This is a genomic window from Polaribacter aquimarinus (assembly GCF_003129485.1).
GTDB lineage: Bacteria > Bacteroidota > Bacteroidia > Flavobacteriales > Flavobacteriaceae > Polaribacter > Polaribacter aquimarinus.
Window position 1 is genome coordinate 16,222 of record NZ_QFFG01000003.1, and the last position, 14,053, is coordinate 30,274.

General features: G+C 29.8%; 14 protein-coding genes. 5 read left to right on the forward strand and 9 right to left on the reverse strand.

What is annotated here, in order from left to right; translation table 11 throughout:
• Positions 1-5: 5 nt before the first annotated feature.
• Together DIS07_RS07280 and DIS07_RS07285 are read left to right on the forward strand one after the other, a co-directional pair.
• On the forward strand, positions 6-1,373 hold the full coding sequence (locus DIS07_RS07280; protein ID WP_109404595.1) for an HlyD family secretion protein: 1,368 nt from the start codon (positions 6-8) through the stop codon (positions 1,371-1,373).
• 21 nt (positions 1,374-1,394) lie between these two features.
• The gene (locus DIS07_RS07285; RefSeq protein WP_109404596.1) at positions 1,395-2,795 is read left to right on the forward strand and encodes a TolC family protein; all 1,401 of its coding nucleotides are present in this window, start codon (positions 1,395-1,397) and stop codon (positions 2,793-2,795) included.
• Positions 2,796-2,845: 50 nt separating this feature from the next.
• Here DIS07_RS07285 and DIS07_RS07290 read toward each other — a convergent pair whose 3' ends face one another.
• The gene (locus tag DIS07_RS07290; protein ID WP_109404597.1) at positions 2,846-3,046 is read right to left on the reverse strand and encodes a helix-turn-helix transcriptional regulator; all 201 of its coding nucleotides are present in this window, start codon (positions 3,044-3,046) and stop codon (positions 2,846-2,848) included.
• Position 3,047: 1 nt separating this feature from the next.
• Positions 3,048-3,491, reverse strand: a complete 444-nt coding sequence (locus DIS07_RS07295; RefSeq protein ID WP_109404598.1) for a hypothetical protein — start codon at positions 3,489-3,491, stop codon at positions 3,048-3,050.
• A gap of 114 nt (positions 3,492-3,605) precedes the next feature.
• Between DIS07_RS07295 and DIS07_RS07300 the strand changes: the two genes are divergently transcribed.
• The gene (locus DIS07_RS07300; protein WP_109404599.1) at positions 3,606-4,037 is read left to right on the forward strand and encodes a hypothetical protein; all 432 of its coding nucleotides are present in this window, start codon (positions 3,606-3,608) and stop codon (positions 4,035-4,037) included.
• Between the two features lie 40 nt (positions 4,038-4,077).
• On the opposite strand, the gene DIS07_RS07305 is transcribed toward DIS07_RS07300, so the two are convergent.
• Positions 4,078-4,533 (reverse strand): MaoC family dehydratase, encoded by a 456-nt coding sequence (locus DIS07_RS07305; protein WP_235869106.1) that lies wholly within the window; start codon positions 4,531-4,533, stop codon positions 4,078-4,080.
• Between the two features lie 82 nt (positions 4,534-4,615).
• Here DIS07_RS07305 and DIS07_RS07310 point away from each other — a divergent pair, with 82 nt between their 5' ends.
• Complete coding sequence (locus DIS07_RS07310) at positions 4,616-7,858, forward strand: S41 family peptidase (RefSeq protein WP_109404601.1); 3,243 nt, start codon at positions 4,616-4,618, stop codon at positions 7,856-7,858.
• A 50-nt stretch (positions 7,859-7,908) separates the two neighbouring features.
• On the opposite strand, the gene DIS07_RS07315 is transcribed toward DIS07_RS07310, so the two are convergent.
• Genes DIS07_RS07315 through DIS07_RS07330 form a run of 4 tightly spaced genes read right to left on the reverse strand, consistent with a single transcriptional unit; the run spans position 7,909 to position 10,756 of the window.
• Positions 7,909-8,532 (reverse strand): trimeric intracellular cation channel family protein, encoded by a 624-nt coding sequence (locus DIS07_RS07315; protein ID WP_109404602.1) that lies wholly within the window; start codon positions 8,530-8,532, stop codon positions 7,909-7,911.
• Between the two features lies 1 nt (position 8,533).
• A complete protein-coding gene (locus DIS07_RS07320) occupies positions 8,534-9,655 on the reverse strand; it encodes a DEAD/DEAH box helicase (protein ID WP_109404603.1) in 1,122 nt (373 codons plus the stop codon).
• Between the two features lie 30 nt (positions 9,656-9,685).
• Positions 9,686-10,081, reverse strand: coding sequence for an acyl-CoA thioesterase (locus tag DIS07_RS07325; RefSeq protein ID WP_109404604.1), 396 nt, complete (start codon positions 10,079-10,081; stop codon positions 9,686-9,688).
• Positions 10,082-10,756 (reverse strand): DUF2461 domain-containing protein, encoded by a 675-nt coding sequence (locus DIS07_RS07330; protein ID WP_109404605.1) that lies wholly within the window; start codon positions 10,754-10,756, stop codon positions 10,082-10,084.
• A 55-nt stretch (positions 10,757-10,811) separates the two neighbouring features.
• Here DIS07_RS07330 and DIS07_RS07335 point away from each other — a divergent pair, with 55 nt between their 5' ends.
• Complete coding sequence (locus DIS07_RS07335; RefSeq protein WP_109404606.1) at positions 10,812-11,624, forward strand: DUF1853 family protein; 813 nt, start codon at positions 10,812-10,814, stop codon at positions 11,622-11,624.
• 55 nt (positions 11,625-11,679) lie between these two features.
• On the opposite strand, the gene DIS07_RS07340 is transcribed toward DIS07_RS07335, so the two are convergent.
• Together DIS07_RS07340 and DIS07_RS07345 are read right to left on the reverse strand one after the other, a co-directional pair.
• The gene (locus DIS07_RS07340; protein ID WP_109404607.1) at positions 11,680-12,792 is read right to left on the reverse strand and encodes an efflux RND transporter periplasmic adaptor subunit; all 1,113 of its coding nucleotides are present in this window, start codon (positions 12,790-12,792) and stop codon (positions 11,680-11,682) included.
• Between the two features lie 15 nt (positions 12,793-12,807).
• Positions 12,808-14,052 (reverse strand): ABC transporter permease, encoded by a 1,245-nt coding sequence (locus DIS07_RS07345; RefSeq protein ID WP_109404608.1) that lies wholly within the window; start codon positions 14,050-14,052, stop codon positions 12,808-12,810.
• Position 14,053: the final 1 nt, after the last annotated feature.

Below are 14,053 nucleotides of genomic sequence, written 5' to 3' on the forward strand. Positions count from 1 at the left end.
AAACCATGTTAAACATATCTAACAATCAATTACATAAAAAAGTAGATTTATCAAACTATAAATCTGGAAAAGAAATATTTAATAAAAATTATTATAAGTTTTTTAATAAATTTTTATTGGCAGCAGCTATTATAGGGTTTATTACCCTTTTTTTACCTTGGACGCAAAACATAACTGGTAATGGTTTGGTAACCACGCTATATCCAGACCAAAGACCACAAACAATACAATCTCAAATTCCTGGAAGAATTGAACAATGGTTTGTACAAGAAGGAGATAGAGTAAAAAAAGGAGATACTATTCTTAGAATATCAGAAATTAAAAGTGATTATTTTGATGATAAACTAATTGAGAGAACCAATCAACAAATTAATGCTAAATCATCATCAGTAACTTCTTATAAAGGAAAAGTTGATGCCTTAAATAGACAGATAGCAGCTTTAAAAACAGAACAAAAATTAAAGACAGAACAAGCAAAAAATAAGTTAATGCAATCTAAGCTTAAAGTTCAAAGTGATAGTATTGATTTAGAAGCTGCAAAAACCAATATAGACATTGCTAAAAGACAGTTTAATCGAACACAAACGCTTCAAAAAGAAGGTTTAAAAGCTGTAAAAGATGTTGAAGATAAGCGCGTAAAGTTACAAGAAAAGAAAGCGAAATTTATTTCTCAGCAAAATAAATTATTGGCAAGTAAAAATAATGTTATTAATACTCAAATAGATTTAAACCAAATAAAGGTTACTTATGCTGATAAAATATCGAAAGCTCAAAGTAACATGTTTACTGCTAAGTCTAGTCAGTTCGATGCTGAAGCTCAGGTTTCTAAATTAGAAAATAGTAATAGTAATTACAAGGTTAGAAACAGCTTATTATATATTACCGCTCCGCAAAATGGAATTATTAATAAAGCTATAAAAGGCGGGATTGGAGGTACTTTTAAAGAAGGTGAAGATTTGGTAGGTATAATGCCTACAAAATACGATTTAGCTGTAGAAACCTATGTAAGACCTATAGATTTACCATTACTACACATTGGTGAAAAAGTTCGCGTACAATTTGATGGTTGGCCTGCAATAGTATTTTCGGGTTGGCCAAATGTGTCTTACGGAACGTACGGTGCAAAAGTTGTAGCTATAGAAAATTTTATTAGTGAAAACGGTAAATATAGAATTTTACTTGCTCCAGACGACTCAGACCATGAGTGGCCTAAAGCCATTAGAGTTGGTTCTGGAGCAAGAACAATTGCTCTTTTAGAAGATGTACCTATTTGGTTTGAGCTTTGGAGACAATTAAATAGCTTCCCTCCTAACTATTATCAACCAGAAGTAGAAAAAAAAGGAAATCTGACAAAAAGAAGAAATAGTATTTAATCTTTGTTAAGAAATTTTATGATGAAAAAGTATATTTTAATCTTATTCTTATTTTTTAGTGTTGGATTTTCTGCTCAAGATAAAGTTGAATCTGTTATGACATTATCTGAATATTTGACTTATGTAAAACGATTTCATCCAATTGTAAAACAAGCCAACTTAGTCATCAACAAAAGTGAAGCTAAACTGTTAAAATCTAGGGGTGCTTTTGATCCCAAAATTGAAATCGATTATGACAACAAACAGTTTAAAAATAAAGAATATTTTAACAAATTAAACGCAGCTTTTAAAATCCCAACCTATTATGGATTAGAGTTTAAAGCAAATTTTGAAAATAATACTGGGCTTTTTTTAAACCCAGAAGCAAATGTACCTACCGAGGGGCTTTATAGCGCTGGAGTCTCAGCTTCATTATTAAAAGGATTATTGATTAATAAAAGAATGGCTTCCTTAAAACAAGCTAAATTCTTTGTAAATCAAGCTAAAGAAGATCAACAAATAATAGTAAATGAAATACTTTACAATGCTTCAATTTCTTATTTTTACTGGTTAAAAGCCTATAATGAAAAAAATGTTTACCAAGAATTCTTAATTAATGCAGACATACGTTTTAAAGCTACTAAAAGAGCTTTTTTTGAAGGAGAAAAACCTGCAATAGATACTACAGAGGCTAAAATATTTTTAAACAACAGAAAACTTAATTTAGAAAAAGCAAGAATAAAATTAATAAAATCGTCTTTAGAATTATCAAATTTTTTATGGTTAAATGACAATACACCTGTAGAACTGCAAGACAATATTATCCCAGATATAACAACATTAAATAATATCGATGCTACTTTTAATATTGCACTTTTTAACAATGCAAATTTCGACATCAATAATCATCCAAAAATTAGATCATTAGAGTTTAAGATTAAAAGTTTAACTATTGATAAAAAATTAAAAATGAACAATTTATTGCCAAAATTAGATGTTCAATATAATTTTTTAACTCAAAACAGAAATCAAATAAACTCTCTAAATACTGAAAATTTTAAAGCAGGAATCAACTTTAAGCTTCCCTTATTTCTTAGAAAAGAAAGAGGAGATTATAAATTAGCAAAAATTAAATTACAAGATACAAAGTACGAAAACGAAGTTGCCAGAATTACTATAAAAAATAAAGTAAATGCCATTCAACAAGAATTAAAATCTTATACAACTCAAAACAGTTTAACTACTGACATTGTTAGAGATTATGGAACCTTATTAAAAGCTGAAGACAGAAAGTTTTTCTTAGGAGAAAGTTCTTTATTCTTGGTAAATTATCGTGAGGTAAAATTAATTGATGCTAAATTAAAAGCAATAGCTTTAGAAAACTCATTCTTTAAAGCCAAAGCCAAATTGTTTAAAGCTGCAGTAATTTCTATAGCTCAGTAAACAAATTGATAATTGCTTTTATTAAGGCAAAACAAGAATAAATAATAAGTTTAATCATCTTCTTCTAAAGTAAAAAAATCATTAACTGGTATTTTAAAAACTGATGATAACTTTAAAGCTAAAACAGTAGAAGGCACATACCTATTTTTCTCAATAGAATTAATAGTTTGACGAGAAACCCCTATTTTTTTTGCCAAATCATCTTGTGTTAAGTCTAAAATAGCTCTTTGAACTTTTAAAGTATTTTTCATCTTAGTTGTTCATTCTTTTTAATTGCCAAAAAAATAACAACTGAACAACCAACATAAAAAATAACACCTGGAAATAGTTGAACGATTTTAACTCATCATTTTCATTAAATAATTGAGCTACACCATAATTTATCAAAGGTTGCAGTAATGAATACACAATAGCAAGCAAAAAAGCTAAACGATAAGATTGTGATCGTAAACTGTCAATAAACTCATCTTCTTCTTTGTCTTTAGCTAAAGAGGTTAACAATAAACCAACCAATAAAACTCCCTGCAAAATTGGTCTTATCCATTCAGAGTTTTCTATGTACTTTCTTCCTATCAATAAAATAAAAGTACCTATAGCTATATAAATCCCTATATTTTTAAATTTATGTGATAACTGAAATTTATTCATTTTCTCTAAATGACTTCTTTCTCTTTCGCAAATGGATGATTTTGACATAATATATTTTACAATTTGACAAACAAATTTATTATAATGACAAATATACTTTACATTTTATAATTAAACAAATATTTTTGTACTTTTAATAACTATTAACAAAACAAAATAATTATGACTAATTCTACAAAACCAACAACATCATTTTGGGTAATAAGTGTTATTGCGCTAATTTGGAATTTTATGGGAGTAATGGCTTATTTATCTCAAGCTTTTATGACTGATGAAATAAAAGCTACTCTACCAAAAGAACAACAAGCGTTATATGAAAATGTTCCTGCTTGGGCAACAGCTGCTTTTGCAATTGCAGTTTGGGGCGGTCTTTTTGCATGTATTTTACTTTTAATGAGAAAAAAATTAGCTAAAACAATTTTTGTAATTTCACTTCTTGGAATTATTGTTCAAATGATTTATAATTTTTTTATAAGTGGTGCTATGGACGTTTATGGTCCAGGAGGTATGATTATGCCTTTAATGGTTATTATTATTGGTGTATTCTTAGTCTGGTATTCTAAAAAGTGTGCCGATGATGGTATTCTATCATAATAAACAAATACCATATAAAAGCTGCTAAAAGCAGCTTTTATTATTCAAAAAATGCAGCAATAAATTCTGCAACACAAGCTGGTTTTTCTTCTCCTCTAATTTCTATTTTACAATTAAAAACCACCTTAATTCCATTATTATTGATATCTATAATTTCTTTAACTGAAGATTTTATTCTAAGTTCACTATTAACTAATACGGGATTTGGAAAACGCACTTTATTCAATCCATAATTTAAGCCCATTTTTATACTTTTAATAGTAAAAATTTCTTCTAAAAATCTGGAAATCATAGCAACAGACATAAACCCATGAGCTATAGTTTTACCAAAAGGACTTTCTTTAGCAGCTCTTTTTTCATCTAAATGAATCCATTGTTTGTCTAAAGTTGCATTTGCGAAATCGTTTATCATTTCTTGAGTAATGGTATACCAATTTCCTGTTGGTAACTGCTTTCCTAATATAGAACGAAAATCATCAAAATTTTTAAAACTCATTGCCTCCATATTTATCTTTTTTAACACTATAATAAGTTACAAATAATTCCAAATCATTAAATTAGACAAATTTTTTTATCCAATGAAACATCTTACCTTATTCTTCACACTAATTTCCTTTTCTTTTTTTAGTCAAAACAATCCATTATGGATGAGACATTCATCAATTTCTCCAGATGGAACTCAAATTGTATTTACTTATAAAGGTGATTTATACAAAGTTAGTTCTAATGGAGGTACCGCACAACAACTTACTTATCATAATGCACACGATTACAAAGCGGTTTGGAATAAAGATGGTTCTAAAATTGCTTTTGCATCTAATAGGTACGGTAATTTTGATGTTTATGTCATGAGTTCTAAAGGAGGTCAGGCTAGAAGATTAACTTATCATTCAAATAACGAAGTCCCTTATTCATTTTCAGCAGATGATAAAAATGTAGTTTTTGGAGCATTAAGACAAGATGCTGCAAACCATAGGCAACATCCACACAGATCTCAATCAGAATTATATAGTGTTCCTGTTAAAACAGGTAGAGTTAGTCAATTGTTAACTCTTCCTGCAGAAGATATTCAATTTTCTAAAGACGGTAAGACAATGTTATACCATGATAAAAAAGGAGGCGAAAATGAATGGAGAAAACATCATACTTCAGCTATAACTAGAGATATTTGGACTTATAACACCAAAACAGGTGATCATAAAATGATTACCACCAATAGTGCTGAAGACAGACAACCAATTTTTACTAGCGATGAAAAAGAGATCTACTATTTAAGTGAAAAAAGTGGTTCTTTTAATGTACACAAATTGTCTTTATCAAATCCATCTCAATCACAGCAAATAACATCTTTTAAATTACACCCTGTTCGTTTTTTAAGTTTTGGAAATGGAATTCTTTCCTTTGGATATGATGGTGAATTGTATACTATGAGAGAAGGACAAAAACCTAAAAAAATCAGTGTAAATATCATTACCCAAGATAAAGAAAACACAGAAAAATTTATTTCTGTTAATGGAGGAATTAATGAAATGGCAGTTTCCCCAAACGGAAAAGAAATTGCTTTTATTGCTAGAGGGGAAGTTTTTGTAACATCTGTTGATAAATCTTTTACTAAAAGACTTACTAACACGCCACAAAACGAGCGTTTTGTTTCTTGGGGACCAGAAGGAAAATCGGTAATATATAGTAGCGAAAGAAACGGAAAATGGAGTGTTTTTAAAACTGAAAAAGTTAGAAAAGAAGAGCCTTTTTTCTATGCTGCTACCCTTATTAAAGAAGAAACTTTAATTAAAAACAAGGTTGATAATTATTTAGCTCAATACTCTCCCGATGGTAAAAAAATTGCTTTTATAGAAGGCAGAAGAACACTTAAAATTAAAGATGTAGAATCTAAAAAAGAAGTGACTTTGTTAACACCAAAAGATTTATTCCATATGAGAGATGGAGATAAGTATTTTACCTGGAGTCCAGATAGCAAGTGGTTATTGGTAGATTGGAATAAAACACTTAGTAATAGTGAGATCTTATTAATGGCTGCTGATGGCTCTAAAAGAATAAATTTAAACGAAAGTGGTTATTACGATTGGAGACCAAAATGGGTAAACGATGGAAAACAAATGCTTTGGTTTAGTAATAGAAACGGATTAAAATCTTACGCTACAAGTGGTCGTTCTCAGAGTGATGTGTTTAGTATGTTTTTTTCTCAAGATGCTTGGGATAATTTTAATCTAAGTGATGAAGATTACAAATTAATGCAAGCAGTTAAAGAAGAAGAAAAAAAGCAAAAAACTAAAAATAAAAAAGACGACAAGAAAAAAGACAAAAAAGCAAAAGAAAAAGATACTAAGAAAAAGAAAGTAAAACTTCTGACCTTTGATTGGGACAACATGAAAGACAGAACTAAAAGACTAACCATACATTCTTCTAGGTTGGGAGATGCAGTGCTTTCTAAAAAAGGAGATTATTTATATTATTTAGCAAGTTTTGAAGGTCGTTCTAACCTCTGGAGTACAAATTTACGTACCCGAGAAACTAAAATGTTAATGAAATTAAATGTTGGATATGGTAGTTTACAATGGGATAAAGAAATGAAAAACCTATATCTATTAAGTGGTGGAAGCATTTCAAAATTAAACCCATCTGCTAAAAAAAGAGAAACTGTTAAAATTAAAGGAGAAATAAAATTAGATGAATATGCAGAAAGAGAAGCAATGTTTGACCATGTTTGGATAAGAACAAACGCAATATTTTACGAACCCACTTTCCATGGTATTAATTGGAATAAAATGAAAAAAGAATATCAAAAATACTTACCTCATATTAGTAATGCTTACGAATTTTCTGAAATGTTATCTGAATTATTGGGAGAATTAAATGTTTCTCACGCTGGTTCTGGCTACAGAGGCAGTAATGTCTCTAACGCAGATGCAACTGCATCTTTAGGTATTTTTATGGATTATAATTTTAAAGATGATGGAATCCGAATTGAAGAAATTATTAAAGGAGGTCCTTTAGACAAGGCAAACTTTAAAGTTTCTTCAGGGATGATTATCAAAAAAATTAATGGCATAACTATCGATAAAAATCAAGATGTTGCTAAGTATTTCAATAGAAAATCTGGCAAATTTATGTTACTAGAAATTTACAATCCTAATGATAAAAAAACACAGAACATTACTGTTAAGCCAATTTCTTTGGGTGCTGAATATGGGCTATTGTACAAAAGGTGGGTAAAAACCAACGAAAAAGAAGTCGAAAAATTAAGTAACGGACAATTAGGTTATGTACATATTCCCGGTATGGGAGATGGACCTTATAGAAGTATTTATCAAGATATGATGGGTAAATATTTAGATAAAAAAGGAGTAATTGTAGACACACGTTTTAATGGTGGCGGAGATTTAGTTGCAGATTTAGCAATGTTTTTTACTGGAGTACCTTTTATTACTTATGCTACGGCTGCTAAAGTTGTAGGTGGAGAACCTACATCGAGATGGACAAAACCAACTTTAACAATGTTTAATGAAAGTAATTATTCTGATGGTCATTGTTATGCACAAGGTTATACCGATTTAAAAATTGGAAAAACTGTAGGAATGCCTGTTCCTGGAACTTGTAGTTTTGCTGGATGGGAAGGTTTACCAAATGGTTCTTACTGGGGTGTTGTACCAGTAAGTGCAAAGAATAAAGCTGGTGAATGGATGGAAAACAACCAAACGGAACCTATGATTAAAGTTAAAAATATGCCTGGTAAAATTGACAATGGAATTGATCAACAACTCATACGTTCTGTAAAAGAATTAATGAAAGATGTAAATTAATTAAATAGTTTTCAAGAAGAAAAGACTTTAAAATTATTTAAAGTCTTTTTTTATGATTTACCAAACAGATCATCTTTAATTTTTGGCAATTGCAAATGAAATTTTACAGCAATAACTCTAATTATAACGATAACAGATGCCGAAATAATAAATACCAAGTTCTCTGAAATATTAAAATGATTTAGCGCTAAATACGTCACACCTCCAGCTAAACAAGCAGAAGCGTAAATTTCTTTCTCAAAAATCAATGGTACTTTATTGGTTAAGACATCGCGTAAAACTCCTCCAAAAACAGCAGAGATCATTCCCATAATTAATGCAATAATCGGATGCAAATGATAAAATAAACCCTTTTGTAAACCCAATAAGGTAAAAACACCCAAACCAATAGTATCAAATAAAAAAAGTGTTTTACTCAAAGGTAAAATTTTGCTTTTAAATAAAAACGTTAACAATACAGCCGCAAAAATGGTATATAGATAATTTAAATCTCCAATCCAATTTATTGGATGAGCATCTATTAAAACATCTCGCAACATACCACCTCCAACAGCAGTTACAAAAGCAATAATAATAACTCCAAACAAATCGAATTTTTTATCTGCTGCAACCAAAGCACCACTAACTGCAAATGCAAAAGTACCCAGTATGTCTAACACATAAATTAGTTCCATTTTAAACGTTAACCTCTGTAAATTTAATGTTCAATTCTTTTTGTATTTGATGAATTTTTTCGATTTCTGATGGTAAAACAAAAGCAATTGAAATTCCTGTTTTTCCCGCTCTTGCTGTTCTACCACTTCTGTGAGTGTAGTATTCTAATTTTTCTGGTAATTGATGGTGAACCACAAACTCTAAACCTTTAACATCTATTCCTCTAGCCGAAACATCTGTAGAAATTAAATACTGTAAGGATTCATTTTTAAAAGCACGCATTACTTTATCACGCTCTTTTTGTTGCATATCACCTTCTAAAGCAGCAGCAGAAAACCCTTCTTCTATCAATTGTTTTGATAAATTCTGTGCACCAGCTTTGGTCCTGCAAAAAATAATTCCTCTATGAGCTTGTCTTTTTTCTAAAAAAGTAACAATATCATCTGTCTTTTCTTTTAATGTTGTTCTAGCAAATTGATGACGAATATTAGCATTAACTAAAGCATTTCTATTGATTTCTACTCTTGGAGCATTAGCATCCATATAAGTTTTTACTATACGTTTAATTTCATCTGGCATAGTAGCCGAGAATAACCACGTTTTTCTGTTTGACGTTGTTGTAAATTTTAAGATTCTATTTAAATCTTGTTTAAAACCCATGCTTAACATTTCGTCAGCCTCGTCTAAAACTACTGTGTTAACATGACTTATATCTACAGCGCCCCTTTCTATTAAATCGATTAACCGACCAGGAGTAGCCACAACAATATGAGTTGTTCTTTTCAAATTATTCATTTGTCTGTCAATCTTTTCTCCTCCAAAAACAGCTTCCACAAAAATTCTTTGGTTACTATATTTAGTAAACTTGAACAATTGTTTTTTTATTTGTTGAACCAATTCTCTAGTTGGTGATAAAATTAATGCTTGAATATGCTCTGAATCTGCATCAATATGATGCAAAATAGGTAAACCAAAAGCTGCTGTTTTCCCAGTACCAGTCTGTGCCAAACCAATAAAATCTGTTTTAGATTTTAATAAAGTAGGGATTGTTTTCTCTTGAATTTCTGTAGGTATAGAAATTCCGATTTCTTTAATAGATTTTATATATTCTTTTTGAACTCCTAACGATGAAAAAGTGGACATTTTGTATCTAAATTTTATGCAAAGATACTTTTATTTAGATGGCTGTAATACTTTTAAAACATTTTCTCTAATTCTAGTGGGTTTATGTGTTTTAGCGTCTAACATTACCCAAGTTGTTTTGGCTTTTACCAACAAATCTTCGTTTTTATAAAACTCCATAAAACGCACAGAAGTAATTCCTCTAGTCTCTCCTACCCACGTTTTTACTGTAATTTCATCACCTAATCCTGCTTGCTTTAAATAATCTATTTCATGACGCATTACAACCCAAACATATTGAGGTAAAGGATTGTCTTTAGTCAAAAAATTCCAATGTGTGGTTGCAATGTCGTCCATCCACTTTACATACACCAAATTATTTACATGATCTAATGTATCTATATCATCAAGAGAAACTTTAATTTTTAATTCAAAAACTGTACTCATTTAGATAATAGACTCTCCATTTAAATTTGTTGTTAAAATATCGCTAAACAAATTAAAAAACGGACGTAAAGCCTTAAAACCTTCATTTACTTTATCCGTAAAATCTACCGCTAATACTTCTTTATCAGAAAAGTTTTTTACTGCAATAAAGCCTTTTTTTCTTAACAAATCTACATCTGGATGTGCTGCATCAAATCCTCTTGGTGCAGTTTTCAATTCACCAAAACTCTCAAATTTACCACCAAAATGTTTTATGTAATTTTTATCTTCTAAAATTCCACGAATTTCAGAAGCATCCATTTCTATTTCTTTTCGAATTCTAAATAAATCTTCTTTATTTGGTTCCCAAAATCCGCCTGCCAAAAACGATTCTCCAGGTCTAATTCTTAAAAAATAACCTCCTCTTAGCTCTTTACCAAGTCTTGAATAAGAATTTGCAAAATGAGCTTTGTAAGGTGTTTTGTCTTTAGAAAAACGAACATCTCTATAAATACGCATCATTTTCGATTTTTCTATCTCGTCGTGCTCTTGTAGCTTTTGGTTTATATCTGCAAAAACATCTTTTGCATTTTTCAAAGCTTTGGTATATAAAGGTTTATTGTCTGCAAACCAATCTCTAGTATTATTTTTTTGTAAGTCTTTTAAAAAATTGTAGGTACTTTTTTCGATTTGCATTTTGATAAATTTAAAACGTCAATTTACAAAATAGATTTGTAACTTCGGTTTTCTCATGCGTCAAAAAATCAAAGACATCCAAAATCGATACGAAAGTTTTTTAAAAACTCCAAGTCTATGGAAAGGTAATGCTGTACTTGATTTAACCCAGTTTAAATCCCCAAAAAAAACTAATCGTATAACTATTGATGTTAATAAAAAACTACGTTTAGGAAAATATATAGAACGTTTGGTTTCTTTTCAATTATCACAAGAAGACCATATTGATATGCTTTGTGAGAACATCCAAATTCAGCAAAATAAAAGAACCTTAGGTGAGTTAGATTGCATCATCAAAAGAGATAATACAGTTATACATTTAGAAATAATTTATAAATTTTATCTCTATGATTGTACAGTTGGCACTTCTGAAATCGATCATTTTATTGGTCCAAACAGAAAAGATTCTTTAATCGAAAAACTTACTAAACTCAAAGAAAAACAACTACCCCTATTATATACCAAAGAGTGTAAAGAATATTTAAATTCTATTAATTTACAAGCATCACAAATAGCACAGCAAGTATATTTTAAAGCGCAATTATTTATTCCTTTTTCAAAAAAGAACATAACACTTGAAATACTAAATAATGATTGCATTTCTGGGTATTACCTGAATCATGAACAATTATCTCAATTTTCGAATTGTAAATTTTATATTCCTAATAAAAAAGATTGGATAATTAAACCGTGTAAAAATGTGAATTGGATGAATTATCCTGATTTTACTGATATTTGCAAAGAATTTTATCACAAAAAATACTCACCATTATGTTGGTTTAAACAAGAAAATGGTGTGATTCTAAAAATATTTATGATTTGGTGGTAAAAAAAAGAGGAACTCATAAAAATGAGTTCCTCTTTTAAATTTTTAATGTATTCTATTAATTATCTTTTTTCTTTTCATCTTTAGAAACTTTGTTCCATATTTTAATTTCATCATCTGCAACAACTCCCTCTAAAATCTCTACATTAATACCGTCTGAGGTGCCCAATTTCAAGGTAACTTTTTTAAACTTTCCATCAGCTTGCTTTACCTCTACATAAGGCTCTTCAGTTTTCTTATCAAACTTTAATAACGCTTCTTTTATTGATAAGACACTATCTTTTTTCTCTAAAACAATATCTGCATTTGCACTGTAACCAGCTCTAATAAAAAACTTATCATCTAAAGAAACATCTGCTTTTATTTTAAACTGAACTGCACCGTTTTCTTCTGTACCTTTTGGAGCTACAAAATTTAATTTTGCCGGAAATTTTTTACCTTCTATAGCACCGATAGAAACTTCTATATCACTACCTTTTACCAATTTTCCAACTTCTGACTCATCTACTTTACCTTCAAAAATCATCTTACTCATATCTGCTATTGAGGCAATAGTAGTACCAGCATTAAAGTTATTAGATTGGATTACTTGATCCCCTTCTTTAACAGGAATCTCTAATATAGTCCCAGAAATTTGAGCTATAATATTTGTATTAGCTGCTCCACCAGAACCTGCTGATCCTTTTTTAATGATTAAATAATCATTCTGTGCATTTTTTAAATCTTGTTGCGCTTGTCTGTAAGTTAACTCAACCGCTTCATATGCAGCTCTAGCTATAACTCCTTTTTCGAATAAAGTTTTATTCCTTAAATACGAAACTTTAGCATTGTTTAATCTTATTTTAATATTATCTACTCTACCTCTAGCGCTAATTAAAGATTGCTCATTAGGCACAACTCTTACAGTTGCGATTAGGTCTCCTTTTTTAACTTTAGAGCCTTCTAAAAGCATAATTTTATCAATAATACCAGTAATTTGAGGTTTTATTTCAATTTCTTCTAATGGAGTTACTTTACCAGTAGCAACTGTCTTTTTAACAATCGTAGTTTTAAAAGGTTTCTCTGTTTCGTACTCTACTATACTTTTTTTGTTCTTTTTACCGAACCAAATAAGTGCAGCTACAAATAGTATTGCTATTACAATTAAAATGATCTTTGCTCTTTTACTCATGATTTGTTGATTAATTTATTCTTCTCTTAAGGCTTCTATTGGTTTAACTATGGTCGCCATATGTGCAGGAATTAAGCCAATTAAGGTTCCTAACACAATTAATGTTGTAAAGGCTATAATAATTATAGGAATATTTACGGTTGGATTTATTAAAGCTGCATCATCTCCTTGACCAAAAGCAGCATCAATAATAAATAATATTAGACCTCCAAATACTATACCTAGCATACCTGCAACCGTGGTTAAAAAAACAGATTCTAAAATTATTTGCTGTCTAATACTTTTTGGTGTTGCTCCAAGAGCTCTTCTAATTCCAATTTCTTTTGTACGCTCTTTTACGGTAATTAACAGAATATTTCCGATGGCAAAAACTCCAGCAATTAGAGTTGCAATACCAACAAACCAAGTTAAAAACTGCATACCTGTTAAAAAATCTGTAAACTTAGCAAACTCAGTTCCTAAATTAAAAGAACCAAAGGCTCTATTGTCTTCAGGATGAACTTTGTGTAAACTTTTTAAGGTTAGTTTTATATCACTTTCCATCTGTTTGATATCTACATTTTTATTTGCTGTAATTACCATCCAATCTATATTATCGGCAGTGTTATATACTTTTCTAAATGTTGTAAAAGGAATATAGGCAGTATCCCCGTCTAAATCAATTCCATTAGAAGCTCCATAAACCCCGACAACTTTATAGTTTATACTATTAATTTTAATGTATTCTCCAATTGGCATTTCATCTTTATCAAACAATTGTTTATACATATCTTCTGAAATTACAGTAACTTTTGACGTTAATAAAATATCATTCTGATTGATAAATCTTCCGTAAACTAATTTCTTTTTTTGAATTCTATCCAAAACTGGATAATCTCCACTTACTTGAAAGCTTCCTGATTTAAAATCATGAACAAGTAAATTACTAGTCTGATTTCTTGGTGCCAAAAATTTAATCTTGTCATCATATTCCGATTCTAAAGCCTCAATATCATTCATATTCAGATTAAATCTTCTCCCTTTCTGAAAACCTTTAAAAGGTGTATCTGTTCTTTGTGTCCATACAAAAACACTATTGGTTGCAAAATCACCGAATATTTTTTTGAAGCCATTTTCCATTCCCCTAGCTGCACCTAAAAGTACAACCAGCAAGAATATACCCCATAATACACCTATAATTGTAATTACAGTTCTAATTTTATTTTTACGAATACTCCCGTAAATTTCTTGCCATGTATCTGAATCGAATAAAAACTTCATA